Here is a 23,554-nt window from a genome sequence, read left to right on the forward strand (position 1 = left end):
GCAACAAGGGTGTAGTCCGCAACGATCGGGAGTACTTACGTTCGTTGTGTTCGCAGCAACAAGGTTTCGGCGACGAACTCCCCTACGTGCGCGAGAACTTGCTCACGCCCCGTGCCCGGGATGCCGACCGCGACATGGACACTGAAGCCGTCGAGCAGGGCCCGCATCCGCGCCGCGTACCGGTCGGGGTCGACGGGCCGGAACTCCCCGCGCGAGACGCCTTCGGCGATCAGGGCGACCAGGTCACGGTGCCAGGCGCCCTCGATGGCGGCCTGCCGGGCGCGCGCGTCGTCGTCGGCGTTCTGGGACCGGTTCCAGACCTCCAGCCAGAGGGTCCAGTGGGGGTCGCGCGGGCCGTCCGGGACGTAGACGTCGATGTATCCGTCGAGCCGCTCGCGGGCGGTCCCGGGCCGTGAGAGCAGCGCGCTGCGTTCGGCACCGAGCCGCCCCTCGCTCCACTCCAGGGTCTGCAGCAGCAGCTCGTCCTTGGTGCGGAAGTAGTAGAGGAGGTGCCCGCTGCTCATCCCGACCTCGCGCCCGAGCCCGGCCATGGTCAGCCCGTCGAGACCGCGCTCGGCGATGGTGTCCATGGCGGCGGCGAGGAGCTCCTCACGGGGAGGGGCGGCGTTGTTGCGTCGCCGGGGTCCGGCGGGGCTGATGCGGGTCACTCGTCTGTTCTACCTCACGCCTCCGCCGACCCCCGGCCGAAGGCCGCCTCCAGCACAGCGGGGACGTCCTCGACGGGCACGGTCGCCCGCAGCTCCGCCGACACGCGCCGGAACCGCTCGTCGTCGATCACGCCGAGGTACTCCTCGCGCAGCTCGCGGATGATCTCGACGAGCTCGGGCCTCAGCCGCATCCACCCCCGTGACGTGCGGATCTCCTCCTCCACGTGCTCCATGAACCAGCGCATGACGTCGTACGGGACGGAGTGGTGCCCCGACACGGGGTCGACGCACACGGTCGGCTCCCGGGCCGGGTCCTCGTCCGGCACGACGGCCGTCAGCACGGTCCGGTTGCCGGCGACGTGGTCCAGCTCCAGGTACCAGGCGTCATCCGGTACGGAGTACAGGATCTGGAGCGCGTAGTCGGCGCCGTCGTGGGTGATCAGTGGCATGGCCGCAGGCTGTCACGCCGCCCGCGGCCGTCGCCAAGGGGTTTCAGACCTTCGGCTGCTGCTGCGTGATGCAGTGGATGCCGCCGCCGCCCGCGAAGATGCCGCGCGCGTCGACCAGCGTGACGATCCGCTCCGGGAACAGCCGGCGGAAGATGCCCGCGGCGATCTCGTCGTTCGGGTCGTCGAAGCCACACAGGACGACGCCGCCGTTGCAGAGGTAGTGGTTGATGTACGAGTAGTCGACCCAGTCGCCCTCCTCGTCCTTCAGGACCGTGGGGGCCGGGATCTCCACGACCTCCAGCCGACGGCCCTTGGCGTCCGTCTGGCGGCTGAGGATGTCGACGTACATCCGGGAGCGCTCGTAGTCCGGGTGGGCCGGGTCCTGCTGGCTGTGGACGACCACGGTGCCGGGCCTGGCGAAGGCGGCGACGATGTCGACGTGGCCCTGCGTGCCGTACATGCCGTAGTCGCCGGAGAGGCCGTGCGGGAGCCAGATGGCCTTCGTGGTGCCGAGCTTCGCGTGGATCTCCGCCTCGACCTGCGCCCGGGTCCACTCGGGGTTGCGGCCGGAGCCGAGCTGGACGGTGTCGGTCAGCAGGACCGTTCCCTCACCGTCGACGTGGATCGCGCCGCCCTCGTTCACCAGGGGGCTGCTCAGCACCGGCACGTCGACGAGATCGGCGACATGGCGGGCGATCTTGGAGTCGTGCTCCCAGCGGGCCCAGTCCTGCGCGCCCCAGCCGTTGAAGACCCAGTCGACGGCGGCCAGCTCGGTGCCGTCGGTGACGAAGGTCGGGCCGATGTCGCGCATCCAGGCGTCGTCGAGCTCGCGCTCGACCAGGTCGACCGCGTCGCCGAGCAGGGCCCGCGCGGATTCCAGCTGGCCGGGGCCGACCACCATGGTGACCGGCTCGAAACGGCGTACGGCACGGGCCACGGAGGCCCACGCGGTACGGGCCTCGGCCAGCTCCTCGTCGTTGGTGAAGGTGGGGTTGGGGCCGGGCCAGGCCATCCACGTGCGCTCGTGCGGGGCCCACTCGGGCGGCATACGGAAGGTCTCGGAGGTCATGGGTCAGGTCCTAGAGGAAGTAGAGGCGGTTGAGGGAGACGGACTCGGCCGGCTCGGAGCGGAGCGGGTCGCCGTCCAGCGACACCAGGCCCGTCCGGCCGTCGACCTGGACGTCTCCGACGCGGGAGTTGAGGAGCAGGTCGCCGGGTCCGATGCCGCGTGTGCCGCGGACGGCGACCCGGCGGCGCCGGGTCGGCATCCGGTCGGCGCCGAGGTCGACGGCGGCCTGGGCCACGAACGCGACCGAGATGTCGGCCGGGGTCGCGCCATGGGCGCCGAACAGCGGTCCGAGGACGAGGGGTTCGCAGGTGTCGGTGGCGGCGTTCGGATCGCCCACGACCCCCCACGCGGGGAAGCCGTTCTTGATGACCATCTGTGGTTTGGCGCCGAAGAACTCGGGCCGCCACAGCACGATGTCGGCCATCTTGCCGGCCTCGATCGAACCGATCTCGTGCGCGAGGCCGTGGGCGATCGCCGGGTTGATGGTCAGCTTCGCCATGTACCGCAGCACACGCGCGTTGTCGTCGTGCGCCCCGTCGCCCTCCAGCGGGCCCAGCTCGGCCTTCATCTTCCCGGCCATGGCGAAGGTCCGGCGTACGGTCTCGCCGGCCCTCCCCATCCCCTGGGCGTCGGACGAGGTGATCCCGATCGCCCCCAGGTCGTGCAGGACGTCCTCCGCGCCCATCGTCCCCGCCCGGATCCGGTCCCGCGCCATGGCCGCATCGCCGGGCAGATCGGTCTTCAGGTCGTGGACGGAGACGATCATCCCGTAGTGCTCGGCCACCGCGTCCCGCCCGAACGGCAGCGTCGGGTTGGTGGACGAACCGATGACGTTCGGCACACCCGCCATCTTCAGCACGTTCGGCACATGACCGCCACCACAGCCCTCGATGTGGAACGCGTGGATGGTCCGCCCGTCCAGCACCCGGAGGGTGTCCTCCACGGACAGGCACTCGTTCAGGCCGTCACTGTGCAGGGCGACCTGCACATCGTGCTCGTCCGCGACCCGCAGCGCGGTGTCCAGCGCGCGGGTGTGGGCGCCCATGTCCTCATGCACCTTGAAACCGGACGCACCGCCCTCGGCCAGCGCCTCCACCAGCGGAGCCGGGTCCGAGGACGACCCACGCGCCAGGAAGCCGATGTTGACCGGCCACGCGTCGAAGGCACTGAACGCGTGCTTGAGGGCCCATGGCGAGTTGACGCCAACCCCCCAGACAGGACCGAACTCCTGTCCGATGATGGTGGTGACACCAGAGGCGAGGGAGGCCTCCATGATGCGCGGGGACAGCAGGTGGACATGGGTGTCCACGGCACCGGCGGTGGCGATGAGGCCCTCGCCGGAGACGATCGACGTGCCGGTGCCGACGACGACGTCGACACCGTCGAGCGTGTCCGGGTTGCCCGCACGCCCGATGGCGTGGATCCGGCCCTCGCGAATACCGATCGACACCTTGCGGATGCCCTGGACGGCGTCGATCACCAGCACGTTGCTGATCACCACGTCACAGGTCTCACGGACGGCAGCGGCCTTGAGGTGAAGACCGTCGCGGGCGGTCTTGCCGAAGCCGGCGAGGAACTCGTCGCCCGGCTTCTGCGAGTCGGACTCGACGCGGACGACGAGCCCGGAGTCGCCGAGGACGACCCGGTCGCCCGCGCGGGGCCCGTGCACCGATGCGTACTCGTACGGGTCCATCACGCCTCAACTCCCAGGTAGCCGCAGGCCGCGGCGCGTCGCAGTGCCTCTTCCTTCGCGCCGGGCGCGTCGAGCGGGCCGTCGACCAGGCCCGCGAAGCCGATGGCGACACGCGCGCCGCCGATGGGCACGAGGCCGACCTCGGCCTCGCCGCCCGGATCGAAGCGGAAGGACGCTCCCGCGGCGATCGCGAGCCGCATGCCGTAGGCGGCGGCCCGGTCGAAGTCGAGGCGCGGGTTGGCCTCGAAGAAGTGGAAGTGCGAGGTCACGCTGACCGGCACCGCCGCGGTGTTGCGGACGTTCAGGGTCAGCGCGGGCGGCTCCTCGGCCACCGTGGGGGCCGGCAGCAGCGCGCCCGGCGCACTCTCGCCCAGCGAAGGACCGCCGATCGGGTCGGAGACGACCGCGAGCCGCGAGCCGTCGTCGAAAACGGCCTCGACATGCACTTCGGTGACGACATCGGCCACACCCGGCAGTACGTCGTCCGGACCGAGCACGGACCGGGCGGCCGCGATCGCCTCGGCGAGCCGCCTGCCGTCGCGGGCCGCCTCGCAGACCGTGTCCGCGATGAGCGCGGTCGCCTCCGGCACATTGAGCCGCAGGCCCCGTGCCCGGCGGGCCCGGGCGAGCTCCGCTGCGCCGAAGAGCAGCAGCCGGTCTCGTTCCGTGGGGGTCAGTCGCACGTCCACACACCTCCTGTTTGAGCGACACTCTAAACGTTCGGTGCGCCGTATCCAAGCATTGACGTACGCGTCGGTAGTGGGTCACATTGAGCGCCACTCTAAATCCCGTCCGCCCGCTTGCCCCGCAGGGAGCCCCATGCCGATCGAACAGCGCGGAGTCGACACCATCCCCGAAGCGGAACGCACCAGCGGTCCCCGTGACCTGCTGGCGATCCTCCTCGGCTCCAACCTCTGCCTCGGAGTGATCGTCTTCGGCTGGCTGCCGGTCTCCTTCGGCCTCGGGCTGTGGGCGTCGGTGACCTCCGTCGTGACCGGAACGCTCGTCGGCGTCGCCGTGACCGCCCCGCTCGCCCTGGTCTCGCTGCGCACCGCGACCAACCTCTCGACCTCCAGCGGCGCCTTCTTCGGCGTCCGCGGCCGGCTCGTCGGCTCGGTGGTGGGGCTGCTGCTCTCCCTCGGCTACACGGCGCTGACGCTGTGGATCGGCGGCGACGTGGTGGTCGGGACCCTCGCCCGGCTGACCGGTCTGCCGACCGGCGACACCACGCACGCGGTGGTGTACGCGGTGCTCGCCGCCTGCACGGTCGTCTTCGCCGTCTTCGGCTACGGGCTGCTGCTCCGCCTCAGCAAGGGGCTCGCGATCGGCATGACCCTGCTGCTCGGCCTCGGCCTCGTCGCGTACGCGGGCGATGTCACCGCGGCTCCGGTGCCCGAGACCCCGTATCTGCTCGGCTCGTTCTGGCCGACGTGGGTGCTCTCGGCGGTGGCCGCCGGACTCAGCGGCCCGGTCGCCTTCATCACGCTGCTCGGCGACTACACCCGCTACATGTCCCCCGAGCGGCACAGCCCGAAGACCGTCTGGCGGACCACCTGTATCGGCCTGGTCTTCGGCCTGCTGATCCCTCAGCTCTTCGGTACGTACACGGCGTTGGCGGCCCGCGGCGCCCTGGACTACGCGGGCCCGCTCGTCGCGGCCTCCCCCGCCTGGTACGTGGTGCCGCTGCTCCTCGCGGCGACCGCGGGCACGGTCGGCAACGCGGGTCTGATGCTGTACTCGATGGGCCTGGACCTGGACGCGATCCTGCCGCGGGCGACCCGGGCGCGGGCCACGCTGGTGGTGGCGGCGGTGGCGACGGCCTTCGTCTTCCTCGGCCACTTCGCCTCGGACGCGCAGTCGGCGATGACGTCGTTCGTGCTGCTGCTGACGGCCATCGGCACGCCGTGGGCCGTGATCACGCTGATCGGTCACGCGCGCTGCCGTGGGGCGTACGACCCGGAGGCGCTCCAGGTGTACAACCGCGGGGCGCGGGGTGGCGCGTACTGGTTCTCGGCGGGCTGGCACCCCCGGGCGACGGTCTGCTGGGCCCTGGGGGCGGCGGTGGGCCTCGCGTCGGTGTCGACCCCGCTGTACGAGGGCCCGCTGCTCGCCCTGACGGGCGGGATCGACTGCAGCTTCGTCCTGTCGGCGCTGGTGGGTGGAGTGCTGTACGCGGTGCTGACGCCGGGCCGCGCGGCGGCGGTCGTACGCGAGCGGGCGGCGGAGAAGGAAGTCGCCGTCTCCTGAATCCCAGGCAGGCCCGAGAAGTGACCGGGCCTGCACGCACAGCAGCCCCGGGCATGCCCACCCCGGCCCCCGGGCGTGCCACCCGTTCCGTCCCGCGGAACGGGTGCCCACACCCGGGGGAAGAGATCCCCTCAGCCCAGCTGGTGCGTCCAGCCGTGGACGTCCTCGGACTTGCCCGTCTGGATCGCGAGCAGCGCGTCACGGAGCTTCATCGTGACCTCGCCGGGCTGCCCGCCCGACTGCTGCCACTCGCCGCGCGCCGACTTCACCGTGCCGACGGGCGTGATGACGGCGGCGGTGCCGCAGGCGAAGACCTCGGTGAGGGTGCCGTTCTCGCTGTCGGCCTGCCACTGGTCGATGGAGACGCGGCCCTCCTCCGAGCTGTAGCCGAGGTCCTTCGCGAGCTGGAGGAGCGAGTCACGGGTGATGCCGGCGAGCAGGGAGCCCGTCAGCGTCGGGGTGACGATCTTGTCCCCGTACACGAAGTACAGGTTCATGCCGCCGAGCTCCTCGACCCACTTGTGCTCCACGGCGTCGAGGTAGGCGACCTGGTCGCAGCCCTTCGCGGCCGCCTCGGCCTGGGCCAGCAGGGAGGCCGCGTAGTTGCCGCCGGTCTTGGCGTCGCCCACGCCGCCCGGGACGGCGCGGACGCGGTCCTCGGAGAGCCAGATCGAGACGGGCTTCACGCCACCGGGGAAGTACGGTCCGGCGGGCGAGGCGATGACGACGAAGAGGTACTCGTTCGCCGGGCGCACCCCGAGGCCGACCTCGGTCGCGATCATGAAGGGGCGCAGGTAGAGCGACTCCTCGCCGCCGTGCGCCGGGACCCATGCCTTGTCCTGCTGGACGAGGACGTCGCACGCCTCGATGAAGGTCTCGACGGGCAGCTCCGGCATGGCCAGCCGGTGGGCGGAGGCCTGGAAGCGCCGGGCGTTGGCGTCGGGGCGGAAGGTGGCGACGGTGCCGTCGGGACGGCGGTACGCCTTGAGGCCCTCGAAGATCTCCTGGGCGTAGTGCAGGACGTTCGTGGCCGGGTCGAGCGAGAGCGGGCCGTACGGAACGAGCTGGCCGTCGTGCCAGCCCCGCCCCTCGGTCCAGCGGATGGTCACCATGTGGTCGGTGAAGTGGCGGCCGAATCCGGGGTTGGCCAGGATCGCCTCGCGCTCCGCGTCGGACAGCGGGCTGGAGGAGGGCTTGAGCTCGATCGTGGGCGTCGTCATGAGTGCTAGTCCTTCACCGGTTGTGTGTGACGGACCGCGCTCACGCCGCTATCAGTGCTCTGCTAGGACGTCCGAGCTTTCCCGCATGCCGCGGCCCCACGTTCGATTATCGCCCGTGGGGACCGGTGCACGAAACGGTGTGTGGTGCGGTCCAGGGTTTGATGGTGGCACCCCGCGACCGCATAGGTACAGCCGCCGGGTGCTCGATGCGACCCGGCGGCTGTGTGACGTTCAGTCGACGGGTCAGCTCGCTACGCGTACCGCGAGCGCGTCGCCGATCTCGGCCGTCGTACGGACGGAGTCGCCGCGCTCGGTCAGATCCGCGGCGACGGCGGCCTCGACACGGCCGGCCTCGGCCTCGTGGCCGAGGTGGCGCAGGAGGAGGGCGACGGAGAGCACGGTGGCCGTCGGGTCGGCCTTGCCCTGGCCCGCGATGTCCGGCGCGGAGCCGTGGACGGGCTCGAACATGGAGGGGAACTCGCCGCTCGGGTTGATGTTGCCCGAGGCGGCGACCCCGATGCCGCCGGAGACGGCCGCGGCGAGGTCGGTGATGATGTCGCCGAAGAGGTTGTCGGTGACGATCACGTCGAACCGCTCGGGCTGCGTGACGAGGAAGATCGTCGCCGCGTCCACGTGCAGGTAGTCGGTGGTGACCTCGGGGAACTCCTCGGCCACCTTGTTGAAGATGTTGGTCCAGAGGTGACCCGCGTACGCCAGGACGTTGTTCTTGTGGACCAGCGTCAGCTTCTTGCGCGGGCGGGCCTGGGCGCGGGCGAAGGCGTCACGGACGACGCGCTCGACACCGAAGGCCGTGTTGACGGAGACCTCGGTGGCGACCTCGTGCGGGGTGCCGGTGCGGATCGAGCCGCCGTTGCCGGTGTACGGACCCTCGGTGCCCTCGCGGACCACGATGAAGTCGATCTCGGGCTGGCCCTTGAGCGGGGTCGAGACACCCGGGAGCAGCTTCGACGGACGCAGGTTGACGTGGTGGTCGAAGAGGAAGCGGAGCTTCAGCAGGAAGCCGCGCTCCAGCACGCCGGACGGGACCGACGGGTCGCCGATCGCGCCGAGCAGGATGGCGTCGTGCTCCTTGAGGGCCTCGACGTCGGCGTCGGTGAGGGTCTCACCGGTCGCGTGGTAGCGCTTGGCGCCGAAGTCGTACTCCTTCGTCTCCAGCTTCACGTCCTGCGGGAGCGCGGCAGCGAGGACCTTGAGGCCCTGGGCCACGACCTCCTGACCGATGCCGTCGCCGGGAATGACTGCGAGATTGATGCTGTGAGACATGTCGGCACCCTACTCCTCGTCCCACCGTCTGACACTCGTAGTCCACGATGCGGACGACCGCGAGCCTTCGAATGTCGTCCGTCCCGCGTCCTGGACACGTTCCACTGGACCAGGCTGCGACTGCCGGACCCGGACACGGTGGAGTGGTCGCGGGTCCGGGGTCCTCGCGGTCCTCAAGGTGTCCGCGCTCGCCGAGAGCGGCGAGCGCATCGACCACTTCGAGGTCAGGCGGACGGCTTAAGGGCTTGCGGTGGATCAGCGCGTCAGTGCCCGGTGGAGCCGCCGTTGTCACGGCGGTCGAGGGCGCGCTGGAGGGCGGCGGCGGCGTTCTTACGGGCGTCGTCACCGCTGGGGCGGGCGACGGAGTGGCGGACACGGCGGGTGGTCTCAGCGGCCATGAGGGATCGACTCCTTGAGATCAGTGATGATCCGAGATCAGTGGTGATCGAAGGCGCCGGAAGGGGCGGGAAGCGGGCCCGCAGGGGTTGCCTGCAGAGGGGCAGCGCGCTCACGACCGCCATTCGCTGATGGAGCGAGACGTTCGGCTCCTACAAAGCTAGGACAGGCGGCCGCATCTGTCTCCACAATTACTCGGACTTCCTACTATCTGAGACGGCGCTCGGCTCACACCGGCCGGCCGACGGCCCGCAGCTCCCGGATGAGAGCGCGCACGGCGAGGGATTTCGCCAGCTCAGGGGTGGTGACATAGCCCACGGACCGGGTCGGGCGCTCCGGACCGAGATCGGTGATCTCCACCGAGGGCGGTGCTCCGATCAGGGAGAGTTCCGGCATCACGGCCATACCGAAACCACTGCTCACCATCGAGAGCACCGCTCCGTCGTCCTCGGCCTCGACGGTCGCCGCCGGCAGCCACTCCTGCTCCGCCCACCACCGGCGGGTGTAGGAGGTGCAGTTCTCCGCCCAGTCGACGAGCGGCAGCGAGCGCGGCGCCGCGTGCCCGGCCGGGTGCACCAGCGCGTACGCCTCCTCGACCAGCACACCCCCGACGAGCTGCGGCGGTACGGGCGAGGTCGTCCCGATCGTCGCGATACCGAGGTCCGCCCGCCCGTCCAGGACCTCGCCGGCCGTCCCGCGCCCCACCTCCCGTACGATCCGCACCTCCGGGACGAGGTCCGGGTGGTGGGCGGTCAGCCGTTCCAGGGCGCGCGGCAGCAGATGCAGGGCCGCGCTGCGGAAGGCGGCGATCCGCAGCGGCCCGGCGACGGTGCCGCTCCCGGCCTCGCGCACCTCCGCGCCCATGACGTCCAGGAGCCGCAGCACCCGCCGGGCATGGGCGAGAGCCCGCTCCCCGGCGGCGGTGGGCGTGGCCCCGGACCGCCCGCGGTCGAAGAGGACCGCACCGAGCTTGCGCTCACTGGTCCGTACGGAGTGGGAGACGGCGGACTGGGTCGTTCCGAGGGCCCGGGCGGCGGCCGAGAAGCCGCGCTCGCTCCCGACGGCGAGGAGAACGCGCAACTCGTGCGGCGCGAGGTCGGTCATCGGGTCTTCCACCTCGGAGTATGAGGAACTTCGATGGATCGGGGCGATCCATCGAAGCAACCTACTGCCCGGCCTGCTGATTCCTTCCTACGGTCTCCCCCATGACGCACGACACCATGATCACCGTCCACCAGACCGCCCGGCCCGACGGCTTCCCCACCCCCGGTCACTTCGCCTTCGTCGAGGCCCCGGTCCCCGCCCCGGCGCCCGGCACCGCACTCGTCGAGAACCTCCTCTGGTCCGTGGACCCGTACCACCGCGAGGCGATGGACGGGGACTCCCTGTGGACGCTCGGCTCCCCCATGGAGGGCCGCACCCTGGGCCGCGTCCTGGACTCCCGTACCCCCGCACTCTCCCCCGGCGACCTGGTCCTGCACCGCAAGGGCTGGCGTACGCACTCCCTCGTCGCGCCCGACGAGGTGCGCGCCGTTCCGGACTTCGAGGGAGTGCCGCTCACCGCGCATCTGAGCGTCCTGGGCGGTACGGGCCTCTCGGCGTACGTCGGCCTGGCCCGGATCGCGCGGCTCCAGCCGGGCGAGGACCTGTTCGTCTCGGCCGCCGCCGGCGGGGTCGGCACGGCGGCCGGCCGCTTCGCCCGGCTTCTGGGCGCCGGGCGGCTCGTCGGCAGCGCCGGTTCGGCCCGGAAGGTCGCGTACCTGACGGAGGAGGCGGGCTTCGACGCGGCCTTCGACTATCACGACGGGCCGGTGAAGGAGCTGCTCGCGAAGGCGGCGCCGGCGGGTCTGGACGCGGTGCTGGACGGGGTGGGCGGGGACCATCTGGAAGCCGCGATCGCCTCGCTGCGCGAGCACGGCCGGATCGCCTGGGTGGGCGCGGTCGCGCAGTACCACGCGCTGTCCGCTCCCCCGCCGGCGCCGCGCAATCTCTTCGACCTGGTGGAGAAGAGCATCCGCCTCGAAGGCTTCCTGGTGAGCAACCACGCCGACGCGCAGCAGGAGTTGTACGACTTCGCCGTGCCGCATCTGCGGAGCGGGCGGCTGCCTCTGGACGTGACGGTGGTGGAGGGCTTCGAGCACATCGTGGACGCGTTCCTGGGGATGCTGCGCGGCGAGAACATCGGGAAGATGCTGGTGTCCCGATCCAGCTAGCGATGCCAGCTAGGTTGCATTCCTACCTAGCTGGTGGTGGAATACAGCCATGGCCGCAGACCGCAGATCGAGTTGGCTCAAGGGCGTCCTGGATCTCCTCGTCCTCTCCTGCCTCACGGAGGAGGAGAGTTACGGGTACGAGATCTCCAAGGCGCTCGCCGAGGCGGGGCTCGGGGAGATCAAGGGCGGGACCCTCTATCCCGTACTGAACCGGCTGGAGGAAGCCGGGCTGGTGGAGGCCGAGTTCCGGGCCGCGGAGCGGGGACCGGGGCGACGCTACTACTGCCTCACCGAGCAGGGCCGGAGCCACCTCACCACCGAGAGCGGGGCGTGGCTGACCTTCCACACCGCCGTTCGCACCATGCTGAAGACCGGGGGAACACGATGAACACCGAGCCGAGCACGTACTTCGACGAGCTGACCACCGTGCTGCGCGGGGCCGGCGTACCGGCGGAGCAGATCGCCTCCACCGTCTCCGAACTGCGCGGGCACCTCGCCGATACGGGCACGTCGCCGGAGGAGGAGTTCGGCCCGGCCGCCGACTTCGCGGCACGCCTGGGCGGCACGGTGCCTGCGGCGGCGGAGCCCGCCGAGAAGGCCGAGACCTGGCTCTGGACGGCCGACATCTACAACGACCGGCGGCTGCTCGCACTCCACGGCGACCAGGGCTGGGAGGTCGAAGGGCTCGACACGCTCGGCCGGTTCATGTGCCGGCGGGTGCCGGGCGCCGCTCTGCGCTGGGAGTACCGCCGCGAGCTGATCAGCGGGAAGCGGCGTGACGAGGTGCTCGACCGGCTGACGCCGGAGGGGTGGGAGATGTGCGGGGAGTGGATGCTCTTCGCCTACTTCAAGCGCCCGAAGGCCGCGAGCGAAGGACCGGCCGGGGCCCTCGACACGCTGCCGCAGCGGCCCGGCCGCTGGCTCTTCCTCAGCCGCAAGGGGAAGGCGCTCTTCGCGGTCTGGCTGCTGCTGGTCGTCGGCGCGGCCGTGACGACCACCGTCGGCGCCTTCGACCTGCCGCCGTCGGTGGCGATCTTCGCCGCGCTGTTCGGACTGGCGGGCGGGATGATCGGCCTGAAGCGGGACGCCGCCAAGGGCTGCCAGGGCTGAGGCCTCCGCCCACTCAGAGCACGTCGCCGTCGCGCCAGTCGAAGAGGAGCGCGACGGCGGGGTCCGGCAGCCGCCGACCGGCCGCCGGCCGTACATAGGTCGACCCCTCCTCCTCGGGCAGCCGGGCGATCCCCTGGGGGCCGAGCACCTCGATCCGGCCCTCCCACAGGCGCCAGCCGCGCGCCGTGTAGAGCGTGGCCCCGCCCTCGGAGGCGGACAGCGCCCCGAACGCGAACGCGCCGTCGATCACCCGCTCCAGCTCGGCCATGACGAGCCCGCCGAGTCCCTGCCGGCGCCGGTCGCCGCGCACGCCCACGCCTTCGACGTAACCGACGCGGCACGAACGCCCCTCGTGGAGCACGCGCCGCATGACGACGCTGCCGTGGGCGGCGATGCCACGCTCGTCCTCGATCCACGCATGGACGCCCCCGAGGGCATGGTCCCAGTCCTCGTCCGAGAAACCACCCCCGAAGGCGTCGTCGAGCATCTCCCGTACGGCACGCAGACGTTGGGGCCCGAGCCGGTGGGTGGGGTCGATGTGCAAGGAGTCCGCCATGCCCCCAGTCTGACGCACCCACGGAGAGACTTCTAACCTCTTTGAGTTCATTGACAGGTTACACACAGTACTGCTTGACTCATTTCATAACCACTCACCGCTCTTTAGGAGGTTAGGGATGACGAATGCGGCGCGGGTCCACCAGGTTCACCACCGCACCACCAGCGTCCGGGGCCACGAGGTCTTCTACCGGGAGGCCGGCCCCGCCGACGCGCCCGTACTGCTTCTGCTGCACGGCTTCCCCACCAGCTCGCACATGTTCCGCGACCTGATCCCACGGCTCGCCGGCCCGTTCCGGCTGATCGCCCCCGACCATCTCGGCTTCGGCCGCAGCGCGGCGCCGCCGGCCGGGGAGTTCGACTACACCTTCGCCGAACTGGCCGCCGTCACGGCGGAGTTCACCGAAGCCCTCGGCCTGGAACGGTTCGCCCTCTACATCCAGGACTACGGCGCCCCCATCGGCCTCCGTCTCGCCCTCGCCCACCCCGAACGCGTCACCGCGATCGTCACCCAGAACGGCAACGCGTACGAGGAGGGTCTCGGCGCCGACGCCTGGGCTCCCGTCCTCGCGATGATCGCCGACCGCACCCCCGAGACCGAGGAGCCGGTGCGCGGCATCCGCTCCCTGGACGGCATCAGGTGGCAGTACGAGACGGGCGTCCCGCCCGAGTTCCGTGACCTGCTCAGCCCCGACGCCTGGCACCACGACGCCACCCTGATGGCGCGGGACGGCCAGGACGCAGTCCAGCTGGACCTGATCGGCGACTACGGCTCCAACTTCGCCCTCTACCCGGCCTTCCACGAGTACTTCCGCACCACGCAGGTCCCTCTGCTCGCCGTCTGGGGCGAGGGCGACGAGGTCTTCGTCCCGGCGGGCGCCAAGGCCTTCCTCCGCGACCTTCCCGACGCGGAGGTCCACCTCCTGCCGACGGGTCACTTCGCCCTGGAGACGCACGCGCCGGCGATCGCCTCGCTGATCGGCGACTTCCTCGCGCGGCGCGTCCTTCTCAGGCCGTAGCCTTCTCCAGGTCGCGGGCCATGCGCTCCACCCAGTCGGTAAGGCCCTCCCGATGGTGGGCTTCCCCGCTCAGGGCCGCGACCTGCGCGTCCGTGAACCGGTCGGATCCCGCCTCGGTCAGCAGCCGGTGCAGCTCCTTCATCAGGGACATCATCCGCAGCGCGTCGAGGTGCTCGATCGCGTCGACCCCGTGCCCGGGGCCGAGCGTCGTCGAACCAGGCATGTCGTCCTCCTCACCGAGCCCCCTCCCAGCAGCGTAAGCCCCCCGCATGAGAACCGCCCCCGTCCTGGTTTGGGGGTCCAGGAGGGGGGCGGTGTCAGGGGTGGGCCGCACTGGCGGCCCAGGGGGCTTCAGCCCATGTGGGGGTAGCCGTACTCGGTCGGCGGGACCAGCGTCTCCTTGATCGCGCGGGTCAGCGTCCAGCGCATCAGGTTCTGCGGGGCGCCCGCCTTGTCGTTCGTACCCGAGGCGCGGCCGCCGCCGAAGGGCTGCTGGCCGACGACGGCGCCGGTCGACTTGTCGTTGATGTAGAAGTTGCCCGCGGCGAAGCGGAGCTTCTCCATCGTGTACGCCGTGGCGGCACGGTCGCCGGAGATGACCGAGCCGGTCAGCGCGTAGTCCGAGGCCGACTCCATCTGGGTCAGCATCTCGTCGTACGTGTCGTCCTCGTAGACGTGGATCGCGAGGATCGGGCCGAAGTACTCGGTCGTGAAGACCTCGTTCTCCGGGTCGGAGCACTCGATGACGGTCGGGCGGACGAAGTAGCCCTCCGAGTCGTCGTACGTGCCACCGGCGACGATCGTGCAGGTCTCGTCGGCCTTCGCACGGTCGATCGCGGCCTTGTTCTTGGCGAACGCACGCTCGTCGATGACGGCGCCGATGAAGTTCGTCAGATCGGTGACGTCACCCATCTTGATGCCGTCGACCTCGGCCGCGAACTCCTCCTTGAAGCCCGAGTTCCAGATGGAGGCCGGGACGTACGCACGCGAGGACGCGGAGCACTTCTGGCCCTGGAACTCGAAGGAGCCGCGGGTCAGCGCGGTCTTCAGGATCGCGCGGTCGGCGCTCGGGTGGGCGACGACGAAGTCCTTGCCGCCGGTCTCGCCGACGATCCGCGGGTAGGAGCGGTACGACTCGATGTTGTTGCCGACCGTCTTCCACAGGTGCTGGAAGGTCTTGGTCGAACCGGTGAAGTGGATGCCGGCCAGGTCGCGGTGGTTCAGGGCCACCTCGGAGACGGCGATGCCGTCGCCCGTCACCAGGTTGATGACGCCCTTCGGCAGACCGGCCTCCTCCAGGAGCTCCATGAGGAGCACGGCGGAGTGGGTCTGGGTCGGGGACGGCTTCCAGACCACCACGTTGCCCATGAGGGCGGGGGCGGTGGGCAGGTTGCCCGCGATGGCCGTGAAGTTGAACGGCGTGATCGCGTAGACGAAGCCCTCGAGCGGGCGGTGGTCCAGGCGGTTCCACACGCCGGGCGAGTTCGCCGGCGGCTGCTCGGCCAGGATCTGGCGGGCGTACGCCACGTTGAAGCGCCAGAAGTCGACGAGCTCGCAGGGGGTGTCGATCTCGGCCTGCTGCGCGGTCTTGGACTGGCCGAGCATCGTGGAGGCGGCCAGGGTCTCGCGCCAGGGGCCGGCGAGCAGCTCGGCGGCGCGCAGGATGATCGCGGCGCGGTCGTCGAAGGACATCGCGCGCCACGCCGGGGCGGCGGCCAGGGCGGCGTCGATGGCGTCCTGGGCGTCCTGCTGGGTGGCACCGGCGAAGGTACCGATGACGGCCTTGTGGTTGTGCGGCTGCACGACGTCGACGCGCTCGCCGCCGCCCATGCGCTTGACGCCACCGATGGTCATCGGCAGGTCGCGCGGGTTGTCGGCCAGCTCCTTGAGCGCCGCCTCCAGACGGGCGCGCTCGGCGGAACCGGGGGCGTAGCTGTGCACCGGCTCGTTGACCGGAGCGGGGACCTGGGTCACAGCGTCCATGAGTCTCGTAACTCCTTTTGAGGGGTGGGCTCAGCCCTTGGTGAGGATGGAGCGGACGAAGAAGAGGAGGTTGGCCGGCTTCTCCGCGAGGCGGCGCATGAAGTAGCCGTACCAGTCGGTGCCGTACGCGGTGTAGACACGCATGCGGTGTCCCTCGGCGGCGAGACGGTTCTGCTCCTCGCTGCGGATGCCGTACAGCATCTGGAACTCGTACTCGTCCAGCTTGCGCCCCGCGCGGCGGGCGAGCTCCTGTCCGACGGAGATCAGACGGGGGTCGTGGGAGCCGATCATCGGGTAGCCCTCGCCCTCCATCAGGATCTTCATGATCCGGACGTAGGCCTTGTCGATCTCGGGCTTGGCCTGGATCGCGACGGAGGCGGGCTCCTTGTAGGCGCCCTTCACGATCCGGACGCGGGAGCCGTTGGCGGCGAGGCGGCGGGCGTCGTCCTCCGTGCGGAAGAGGTACGCCTGGATGACGCAGCCGGTCTGCGGGAAGTCCTTCCGCAGCTCCTCGTGGATGGCGAACATCGAGTCGAGGGTGGTGTGGTCCTCGGCGTCCAGGGTGACCGTGGTGCCGATCTCCGCGGCGGCCGCGACGACCGGGCGGACGTTGGCGAGGGCGAGCTCGTGGCCGCCCTCCAGCGCTTGTCCGAACATCGAGAGCTTCACGGACATCTCGGCGCGCTCGCCGAGGCCCAGCTCCTTCAGGCGGCCGATCAGCTCCAGGTACGCGTCGCGCGCGGCGTGGGACTGCTCGACGGTGGTGATGTCCTCACCGACGACGTCGAGGGTGACCTCCAGGCCGCGGCCGGTGATGTCCTGGACGATCGGGATGACGTGATCGACCGTCTCGCCGGCGATGAACCGGTCCACGACCTGCTTGGTCCCGGGGGCGGCCGACACGAAACGGCGCATCTTGTCGCTGCGGGACGCGGCGAGGATCACGGGACCCAGCACGGGGACCTCCAGAAGGGCAGGGTGACGAAGGGTGCCTACCCGAACTTTCGTAAGCAATCGGGAACAGCACGGAGAACCACCGTGAAACCTAAGGATCGCTCCGATCCTCTGCCATCGACAGCTGTCACGCATCCGTGCGCGGCATCTCATACAAATGTCTGAAGGGGTGCGAGAATGGCGCCGTGAAGGGCGATTACCAAGAACTGGTGGACGAGATCTCCGCGCTTCTGGGAGCGCCGGCGACGCTGGAGAACCGTGACTTCGGGCTGATCGCCTTCGGCGCCCACGACAGCGACGACGACACCGCCATGGACCCCGTCCGGACACGGTCGATCCTGACGCGGAAGTCGACCCCGGCGGTCCGCGCCTGGTTCGAGGGCTTCGGCATCACGCGGGCGACGGGCCCGGTCCGTATCCCGGCGGCCCCCGACGCCGGGGTGTTCCGCGACCGGATCTGCCTTCCCGTACGTCATCGGGGCGTCGTCCTCGGATACGTCTGGCTGCTGGACGCCGAGCCGCATCCCACGCACGCCCAGCTCACGGCGGCCATGGAGGTCGCCACCCGGATCGGCGGCCTGCTCGCCGACGAGGAACGCGCGGGCTCGGACCTCTCCCGGGAGCTGCGGGCGGCCCTGACCGCCGAGCGCGGCTGGCAGTACGACATGGCACTCACGGCGCTGCGTACGGCCCTGGGCCCGGACGCGGACGGGCTGCACGCGATGGTGTGCGTGGCGCCCTGGCCGGGCGAGGACAGCCCGTCGTCCCGTACGGTCCCGGCCGCGGCGGCGCTCTGCACGGTGCCGTGGCACCTCCCCGTGGGCCCGAGGAGACGGGGAGGCGGCCGGACCGGCGGGCCGGACGGCGAGCCGGAGCCGGCACCGGACACGGCGCTCGGCGGCGAGGGCACGTGGGCGCTCGGGGGGCTGGTGCGGCTGCGGGCCGCGGACAACCTCGCGCCCGCCGCCTCGGCGGCCGGGCGGCTGCGGGACACCGCGGGCCCGGGCGCCGTCGCCGGCGTCTCGCTCCCGCGCCGAGGGCTCGCCGACCTGGACACCGCCTGGCGCGAGGCCGCGGCGGGCGCGCGGGCGGCGACCGCCCAGCCGGGGCTCGGCCCGCTCGCCGAGTGGTCGGCCATCGGCCCGTACCGCCTGCTCACCGCCCTCCCGCGAACCGCCCCGGACCCGGCGGTCCGCGCCCTGCTCACCCCCGCCCATGCCGAACTGGCCCACACCGCCGAGGTGTTCCTCGACCACGCGGGCCAGGCGGGCCGCACGGCGGCGGCCCTCGGCATCCACCGCCAGACGCTCTACTACCGCCTCTCGCGCGTCGAGCAGCTGACGGGCCTCGACCTGGACGCGGGCGAGGACCGTCTGCTGCTCCACATGGCACTCAAGGCGGCGAAGTTGTAGTCATCTTTCGGCTTTTCCGTCCCCGGGACTTTCTCAGGGATCCGCAGGGGTGTTCTGGGGGCCGTCCCCGATACCCCCGGGCGCCGGGAGCTCGTACCTTCGCAGAAGAGGCGGGGGAAGGCGGAGGACCATGAAGGCAATCGTTCAGGACCGGTACGGCTCGGCCGATGTGCTGGAGTTCGGCGACATCGGGACGCCGGTGCCGGGCGACCGCGAGGTGCTCGTACGGGTCCACGCGGCCTCGGTCAACGCGCGCGACTGGCATCTGATGCGAGGCGATCCGTATCTGGCGCGTCTGGCGCTCGGCGTCCGCAGACCGAAGGAGCGGATCCCGGGTACGGATTTCGCGGGCCGGGTGGAGGCGGTGGGCGCGGGGGTGACACGGTTCCGCCCCGGTGACGAGGTGTTCGGCGAAGCCCCAGGAGCGTTCGCCGAGTTCCTGTGCGCCTCCGAGGACGTCGTGGAGCGAAGACCGGCGAACCTGTCGTACGAACAGGCGGCCGCGATTCCGCTGGCCGGCACCACCGCACTCATGGGGCTGCGCGATGCGGGGCGCGTGCGGCAGGGGCAGAGGGTGCTGATCAACGGTGCGTCGGGAGGGGTGGGGACCTTCGCCGTCCAGATCGCGAAGGCCCTCGGCGCGGACGTCACCGGCGTGTGCAGTACGAGGAACGTGGACCTGGTCCGCTCGCTCGGCGCGGACCGCGTCGTCGACTACACGCGGGAGGACTTCGCCACCGGCGCCGAGCGGTACGACCTCCTGTTCGACCTGGTGGGGAACCGTTCGCTGGCCGAGTGCCGACGCGTCCTGACCCCCACCGGGACGCTCGTCCTGTCCGGCGGCGGTGTCTTCGAAGGGGGCAGCCTGGTCGGGCCGATGGCGCTCCTCCTCAAGGGGCAGCTGATGTCGCGCTTCGTGCGCCAACGGCTGCTCGTGCTCTCGGCCTCCCCCGGCAGCGAGAAGCTCGCGGTACTGCGGGACCTCGCCGAGAGCGGCAGCGTCACCCCGGTGATCGACCGGACCTATCCGTTGAGCGAGGCGGCCGAGGCCATCCGCTACGTGGAGATCGAGCACGCGCGCGCCAAGGTCGTCGTCAGCTCCCCTCCCCCATCAGCACCTTGAGCCCCTCGGTCAGGTCGTCCGCCGTCGGAGCCGTCTCCGGGTCGACCATCCACTGGATCATCACTCCCGTCGCGAGCGCCTGGCAGAGCAGCCCTGCGACCCGGGCCTTCTCCGGGTCCGCCTCCGGGTCCAGGCCGAGGAACACCTCGGCCATCCCCAGCCGGCCCTCGCGCTGCGGCTCCTTGATGGCCTCGCGGAGCTTCGCGTCGTCGTCGAGGCGGGTGACGACCTCCGTCTGGAGCTTCCAGACCGGACGGCTGGCGTCGGCGGCCGCGATGACCTGCTCCCAGACCGTGTGGAATCGCTCGTACGGGTCGGCCGGGAGCGTCTTCCTGTCCTCGCCGCTCCCCGCCGGGCCCACGCGGTTGCCCCACTCCTCGGTGAGCGCGAGGAACGCCTTCTGGAGCAGGGCCTCCTTGGAGCCGTAGTGGTAGCCGATGGAGGCCAGGTTGGTGCCCGAGGCGGCGACGATGTCGCGGGCCGTGGTGCGGGCGTAGCCCTTCTCCAGGAGGCAGCTCTTGGCGCCCTCCAGCAGGTCTTCCTTGTGTCCCATGACAGCACTGTACCCGGCGGCTAGACGCTCGTGTAAGACGATCGTCTAGCGCACCGGGTACGGGTACCTGTGCGGGACCGGGCGGCCGGGCCCGGACCGGGATCAGACCAGGTTGACCGAGCGGGCCGAGGCCGCGCCGATCTCCTCCGAGATCTCCGCGAGCACCGCCGGCGGGACGGTGTCGTCCACGGTGAGCACGACGAGCGCCTCGCCGCCCTCCTCCGCGCGCGCCACCTGCATGCCCGCGATGTTCAGACCGGCCTCGCCGAGGATGCGGCCCACGGTGCCGACGACACCCGGGCGGTCCTCGTAGCGGAGCACCACCATGTGGTCGGCGAGCGCCACGTCCACGTCGTAGTCACCGACGGCGACGATCTTCTGGAGGTGCTTGGGGCCGGCCAGCGTGCCGGAGACCGCGACCTCCTCGCCGCTCGAGAGCGTGCCGCGCACGGTCACCACGTTGCGGTGGTCGGGGGACTCGCTGGAGGTCGTCAGACGGACCTCGACACCGCGCTCCTGCGCGAACAGCGGGGCGTTGACGTACGAGACGGTCTCGTCGACGACGTCCTCGAACACGCCCTTGAGCGCGGAGAGTTCGAGCACCTTGACGTCGTGCTGGGTGATCTCGCCGTACACCTCGACGTCGAGACGGGCCGCGACCTCGCCCGCGAGCGCGGTGAAGATCCGGCCGAGCTTCTCGGCGAGCGGCAGACCGGGCTTGACGTCCTCGGCGATGACACCGCCCTGGACGTTGACCGCGTCCGGGACCAGCTCGCCGGCGAGCGCGAGGCGCACCGAACGGGCGACCGCGATACCGGCCTTCTCCTGGGCCTCGTCCGTGGACGCGCCGAGGTGCGGGGTGCAGACGACCTGGTCGAGCTCGAAGAGCGGGGAGTCCGTGCAGGGCTCCTTCGCGTACACGTCGAGACCCGCGCCGGCGACCCGGCCCTCCTTGAGCGCCGAGTACAGCGCCTCCTCGTCCACGATCCCGCCGCGCGCGGCGTTGACGATGCGGACGGACGGCTTGACCTTGTGCAGGGCCTCGTCGCCGATGAGACCGAGGGTCTCGGGGGTCTTCGGCAGGTGGACGGTGATGAAGTCGGCGACCTCCAGGAGCTCGTCCAGGGCCAGCAGCTTCACCCCCATCTGCGCGGCGCGGGCGGGCTGCACGTAGGGGTCGTACGCGACGATCTTCATGCCGAACGCGGACATCCGCTGGGCCACGAGGACGCCGATGCGGCCGAGGCCGACGACGCCGAGAATCTTCTCGCTGAGCTCGACGCCCGTGTACTTGGAGCGCTTCCACTCGCCGTTCTTCAGCGCGGTGTTGGCCTGCGGAATGTTGCGCGCGGTGGCGACGAGCAGACCGCACGCGAGTTCGGCGGCGGTGACGATGTTGGAGGTCGGGGCGTTCACGACCATCACGCCGGCCTTGGTGGCGGCGGAGACGTCGACGTTGTCCAGACCGACACCGGCCCGGGCCACGACCCGGAGCTTGTTCGCGGCGGCGATGGCCTCCGCGTCGACCTTGGTGGCGGAGCGGACCAGGATCGCGTCCACGTCGGCGATGGCGGGGAGCAGCTCGGCGCGGTCCGCGCCGTTGCAGTGCCGGATCTCGAAGTCCGGGCCCAGTGCGTCGACGGTGGCGGGCGACAGCTCTTCAGCGATGAGTACGACGGGTTTCGAGCTCACGTGAGTCCTCACAGATCCAGTGCGGACGGCCGTCCCGACGGCCGCAGGCGGTGGAGGGGGCTTGCCGCGTGAAAGCGCACGACGCTGTGGGCCTGAACGCGAATGTTGTTGAGCAGTGTAGTGGTGCGTCGGCGCCGTTCATGCGCCTCGTTGGAAGGATCACCCGTCCGTGGTTGGACGGCCTGTCCAACGGTGTGGCGCGGGGCCGGACGGTGTGTCCGGCCCCGCGCCGAAGGCTTACGCCTCCTCGTCGTTAACCCAGCTCATGAGCTTGCGCAGCTCCTTGCCGGTGGTCTCCAGGAGGTGCTTCTCGTCCTGGGTCTTGTACTCGTTGTACTTCTTCAGACCGCCGTGGTACTCGTCCATCCAGTTCTGGGCGAAGGTGCCGTCCTGGATCTCCGTGAGGACCTTCTTCATCTCGGCCTTGGTGGCGTCGGTGATGATCCGCGGGCCGGTGATGTAGTCGCCCCACTCGGCGGTCTCGGAGACGGACCAGCGCATCTTCTCCAGGCCGCCCTCGTACATGAGGTCGACGATGAGCTTCAGCTCGTGCAGGCACTCGAAGTAGGCGATCTCCGGCTGGTAGCCGGCCTCGACCAGGGTCTCGAAGCCCGCCTTGACGAGGGCGCTGGCGCCACCGCACAGGACGGCCTGCTCACCGAACAGGTCGGTCTCGGTCTCCTCGGTGAAGGTCGTCTTGATGACACCCGCACGCGTGCCGCCGATGGCCTTGGCGTACGAGAGCGCCAGGGCGAAGGCGTTGCCCGTCGCGTCCTGCTCGACCGCGGCGATCGCGGGGACGCCGCGACCCTCCTCGTACTGGCGGCGGACCAGGTGACCCGGGCCCTTCGGGGCGACGAGCGCGACGTCGACGCCGGCCGGGGGCTTGATGAAGCCGAAGCGGACGTTGAAGCCGTGCGCGAAGAAGAGGGCGTCGCCGTCCTGCAGGTTCGGGGCGATCGACTCCTCGTAGACCTTGGCCTGGATCGGGTCCGGGATCAGGATCATGATGACGTCGGCCTCGGCTGCGGCCTCGGCGGGCGTCACCACGCGCAGGCCCTGCTCCTCGGCCTTGGCCTTGGACTTGGAGCCCTCGTGCAGACCGACACGGACGTCGACACCCGAGTCACGGAGCGACAGCGCGTGGGCGTGGCCCTGGCTGCCGTAACCGATCACCGCGACCTTGCGGCCCTGGATGATGGACAGGTCGGCATCGTCGTCGTAGAACAGCTCGGCCACTGGGATTCTCCTTGGTGTGCTGGTGTTGCGTCCCACCGTACGGCGGGCGGGGGAAGGGAAGTCTTCTGTCTCGTCAGGCGGACCGGTCGGCGGACGAGCCGTCGGACCGGTCCGACGGCCGGCCGGGAAGGCCGGTCAGGCGCTGCGGTCGAGGGCCCGCAGGGAACGGTCCGTGATGGACCGCGCACCACGCCCTATGGCGATCGTGCCGGACTGCACGAGCTCCTTGATGCCGAACTGCTCCAGCATCTTGAGCATCGCGTCGAGCTTGTCACTCGAACCGGTGGCTTCGATGGTGACCGCCTCGGGCGAGACGTCCACGGTCTTGGCGCGGAACAGCTGGACGATCTCGACGATCTGGGAGCGGGTCTCGTTGTCGGCGCGGACCTTCACCAGGACGAGCTCGCGCTGGATCGCAGCGGAGGGCTCGAGTTCGACGATCTTCAGGACGTTGACCAGCTTGTTGAGCTGCTTGGTCACCTGCTCCAGCGGCAGGTCCTCGACATTGACCACGATGGTGATGCGGGAGATGTCGGGGTGTTCGGTGACACCGACGGCGAGCGAGTCGATGTTGAAGCCGCGGCGGGAGAAGAGCGCGGCGATCCGGGCGAGGATGCCGGGGGTGTTCTCCACCAGGACGGAGAGCGTGTGCCTAGTCATGTGCGTGGTACCTCT

24 protein-coding genes are annotated in these 23,554 nt (G+C 70.7%); 7 read left to right on the plus strand and 17 right to left on the minus strand.

Annotated elements, in window-relative coordinates; genetic code table 11:
- Positions 1–35 precede the first annotated feature (35 nt).
- The 5 genes from ACZ3OF_RS21355 to ureA are packed head-to-tail and all read right to left on the minus strand — an operon-like array spanning position 36 to position 4,562.
- The gene (locus ACZ3OF_RS21355) at positions 36–659 is read right to left on the minus strand and encodes a TetR/AcrR family transcriptional regulator (RefSeq protein ID WP_361672699.1); all 624 of its coding nucleotides are present in this window, start codon (positions 657–659) and stop codon (positions 36–38) included.
- Between the two features lie 23 nt (positions 660–682).
- Entirely contained in the window at positions 683–1,117 is a 435-nt protein-coding gene (locus ACZ3OF_RS21360) for a hypothetical protein (RefSeq protein WP_361672201.1), read from the minus strand.
- A 43-nt stretch (positions 1,118–1,160) separates the two neighbouring features.
- Positions 1,161–2,186, minus strand: coding sequence for an agmatine deiminase family protein (locus ACZ3OF_RS21365; protein WP_361672203.1), 1,026 nt, complete (start codon positions 2,184–2,186; stop codon positions 1,161–1,163).
- A 10-nt stretch (positions 2,187–2,196) separates the two neighbouring features.
- Positions 2,197–3,879 carry an urease subunit alpha gene (locus ACZ3OF_RS21370; protein ID WP_361672205.1) on the minus strand — a complete coding sequence of 561 codons (1,683 nt, stop codon included), beginning with the start codon at positions 3,877–3,879 and terminating at the stop codon, positions 2,197–2,199.
- Positions 3,879–4,562: an urease subunit gamma gene (ureA, locus tag ACZ3OF_RS21375; protein ID WP_361672208.1), complete on the minus strand. Its 684-nt coding sequence runs from the start codon at positions 4,560–4,562 to the stop codon at positions 3,879–3,881. The genes ACZ3OF_RS21370 and ureA overlap by 1 nt, the downstream gene beginning before the upstream one ends.
- Positions 4,563–4,698: 136 nt before the next feature.
- Here ureA and ACZ3OF_RS21380 point away from each other — a divergent pair, with 136 nt between their 5' ends.
- Positions 4,699–6,126: a cytosine permease gene (locus tag ACZ3OF_RS21380; protein ID WP_361672210.1), complete on the plus strand. Its 1,428-nt coding sequence runs from the start codon at positions 4,699–4,701 to the stop codon at positions 6,124–6,126.
- Positions 6,127–6,257: 131 nt separating this feature from the next.
- Here ACZ3OF_RS21380 and ACZ3OF_RS21385 read toward each other — a convergent pair whose 3' ends face one another.
- The 4 genes from ACZ3OF_RS21385 to ACZ3OF_RS21400 all read right to left on the minus strand — a co-directional run bounded on the left by ACZ3OF_RS21385 (position 6,258) and on the right by ACZ3OF_RS21400 (position 10,130).
- Entirely contained in the window at positions 6,258–7,346 is a 1,089-nt protein-coding gene (locus ACZ3OF_RS21385) for a branched-chain amino acid aminotransferase (RefSeq protein ID WP_361672213.1), read from the minus strand.
- A 243-nt stretch (positions 7,347–7,589) separates the two neighbouring features.
- Positions 7,590–8,630, minus strand: a complete 1,041-nt coding sequence (locus tag ACZ3OF_RS21390; RefSeq protein ID WP_361434552.1) for a 3-isopropylmalate dehydrogenase — start codon at positions 8,628–8,630, stop codon at positions 7,590–7,592.
- 263 nt (positions 8,631–8,893) lie between these two features.
- Complete coding sequence (locus ACZ3OF_RS21395; RefSeq protein ID WP_361599877.1) at positions 8,894–9,028, minus strand: hypothetical protein; 135 nt, start codon at positions 9,026–9,028, stop codon at positions 8,894–8,896.
- 226 nt (positions 9,029–9,254) lie between these two features.
- Positions 9,255–10,130: a LysR family transcriptional regulator gene (locus ACZ3OF_RS21400; protein ID WP_467306206.1), complete on the minus strand. Its 876-nt coding sequence runs from the start codon at positions 10,128–10,130 to the stop codon at positions 9,255–9,257.
- Positions 10,131–10,231: 101 nt separating this feature from the next.
- Between ACZ3OF_RS21400 and ACZ3OF_RS21405 the strand changes: the two genes are divergently transcribed.
- Genes ACZ3OF_RS21405 through ACZ3OF_RS21415 form a run of 3 tightly spaced genes read left to right on the plus strand, consistent with a single transcriptional unit; the run spans position 10,232 to position 12,349 of the window.
- Positions 10,232–11,239 carry a zinc-binding dehydrogenase gene (locus tag ACZ3OF_RS21405; protein WP_467306208.1) on the plus strand — a complete coding sequence of 336 codons (1,008 nt, stop codon included), beginning with the start codon at positions 10,232–10,234 and terminating at the stop codon, positions 11,237–11,239.
- Positions 11,240–11,288: 49 nt separating this feature from the next.
- A complete protein-coding gene (locus ACZ3OF_RS21410; protein ID WP_467306210.1) occupies positions 11,289–11,627 on the plus strand; it encodes a PadR family transcriptional regulator in 339 nt (112 codons plus the stop codon).
- Positions 11,624–12,349, plus strand: coding sequence for a hypothetical protein (locus ACZ3OF_RS21415; RefSeq protein ID WP_467306212.1), 726 nt, complete (start codon positions 11,624–11,626; stop codon positions 12,347–12,349). The genes ACZ3OF_RS21410 and ACZ3OF_RS21415 overlap by 4 nt, the downstream gene beginning before the upstream one ends.
- A gap of 13 nt (positions 12,350–12,362) precedes the next feature.
- Here the strand turns inward: ACZ3OF_RS21415 and ACZ3OF_RS21420 are convergent, their stop codons facing one another.
- The gene (locus tag ACZ3OF_RS21420; protein WP_361672224.1) at positions 12,363–12,905 is read right to left on the minus strand and encodes a GNAT family N-acetyltransferase; all 543 of its coding nucleotides are present in this window, start codon (positions 12,903–12,905) and stop codon (positions 12,363–12,365) included.
- Positions 12,906–13,023: 118 nt separating this feature from the next.
- Between ACZ3OF_RS21420 and ACZ3OF_RS21425 the strand changes: the two genes are divergently transcribed.
- Positions 13,024–13,923 carry an alpha/beta fold hydrolase gene (locus ACZ3OF_RS21425; protein WP_467306214.1) on the plus strand — a complete coding sequence of 300 codons (900 nt, stop codon included), beginning with the start codon at positions 13,024–13,026 and terminating at the stop codon, positions 13,921–13,923.
- Here ACZ3OF_RS21425 and ACZ3OF_RS21430 read toward each other — a convergent pair.
- The 3 genes from ACZ3OF_RS21430 to ACZ3OF_RS21440 all read right to left on the minus strand — a co-directional run bounded on the left by ACZ3OF_RS21430 (position 13,913) and on the right by ACZ3OF_RS21440 (position 16,863).
- Complete coding sequence (locus tag ACZ3OF_RS21430) at positions 13,913–14,146, minus strand: hypothetical protein (RefSeq protein ID WP_361672229.1); 234 nt, start codon at positions 14,144–14,146, stop codon at positions 13,913–13,915. The genes ACZ3OF_RS21425 and ACZ3OF_RS21430 overlap by 11 nt on opposite strands.
- Positions 14,147–14,274: 128 nt before the next feature.
- Positions 14,275–15,906 carry an L-glutamate gamma-semialdehyde dehydrogenase gene (gene pruA / locus ACZ3OF_RS21435; protein WP_361672232.1) on the minus strand — a complete coding sequence of 544 codons (1,632 nt, stop codon included), beginning with the start codon at positions 15,904–15,906 and terminating at the stop codon, positions 14,275–14,277.
- A gap of 30 nt (positions 15,907–15,936) precedes the next feature.
- Positions 15,937–16,863, minus strand: coding sequence for a proline dehydrogenase family protein (locus ACZ3OF_RS21440; protein ID WP_361672234.1), 927 nt, complete (start codon positions 16,861–16,863; stop codon positions 15,937–15,939).
- Positions 16,864–17,045: 182 nt separating this feature from the next.
- Here ACZ3OF_RS21440 and ACZ3OF_RS21445 point away from each other — a divergent pair, with 182 nt between their 5' ends.
- The gene (locus ACZ3OF_RS21445) at positions 17,046–18,272 is read left to right on the plus strand and encodes a PucR family transcriptional regulator (RefSeq protein WP_361672236.1); all 1,227 of its coding nucleotides are present in this window, start codon (positions 17,046–17,048) and stop codon (positions 18,270–18,272) included.
- A gap of 130 nt (positions 18,273–18,402) precedes the next feature.
- Positions 18,403–19,395 carry an NAD(P)-dependent alcohol dehydrogenase gene (locus ACZ3OF_RS21450; protein ID WP_467306219.1) on the plus strand — a complete coding sequence of 331 codons (993 nt, stop codon included), beginning with the start codon at positions 18,403–18,405 and terminating at the stop codon, positions 19,393–19,395.
- Here the strand turns inward: ACZ3OF_RS21450 and ACZ3OF_RS21455 are convergent.
- The 4 genes from ACZ3OF_RS21455 to ilvN form a co-directional block, all read right to left on the minus strand.
- Positions 19,367–19,948: a TetR/AcrR family transcriptional regulator gene (locus ACZ3OF_RS21455; protein ID WP_467306221.1), complete on the minus strand. Its 582-nt coding sequence runs from the start codon at positions 19,946–19,948 to the stop codon at positions 19,367–19,369. The genes ACZ3OF_RS21450 and ACZ3OF_RS21455 overlap by 29 nt on opposite strands.
- A gap of 102 nt (positions 19,949–20,050) precedes the next feature.
- Complete coding sequence (gene serA / locus ACZ3OF_RS21460) at positions 20,051–21,640, minus strand: phosphoglycerate dehydrogenase (RefSeq protein ID WP_361434565.1); 1,590 nt, start codon at positions 21,638–21,640, stop codon at positions 20,051–20,053.
- A gap of 237 nt (positions 21,641–21,877) precedes the next feature.
- Positions 21,878–22,879 carry a ketol-acid reductoisomerase gene (ilvC, locus tag ACZ3OF_RS21465; protein WP_361672243.1) on the minus strand — a complete coding sequence of 334 codons (1,002 nt, stop codon included), beginning with the start codon at positions 22,877–22,879 and terminating at the stop codon, positions 21,878–21,880.
- A gap of 135 nt (positions 22,880–23,014) precedes the next feature.
- Positions 23,015–23,539: an acetolactate synthase small subunit gene (ilvN, locus tag ACZ3OF_RS21470; RefSeq protein WP_215065241.1), complete on the minus strand. Its 525-nt coding sequence runs from the start codon at positions 23,537–23,539 to the stop codon at positions 23,015–23,017.
- Between the last annotated feature and the right edge of the window lie 15 nt (positions 23,540–23,554).

This window comes from Streptomyces sp. NPDC022552 (assembly GCF_055561875.1).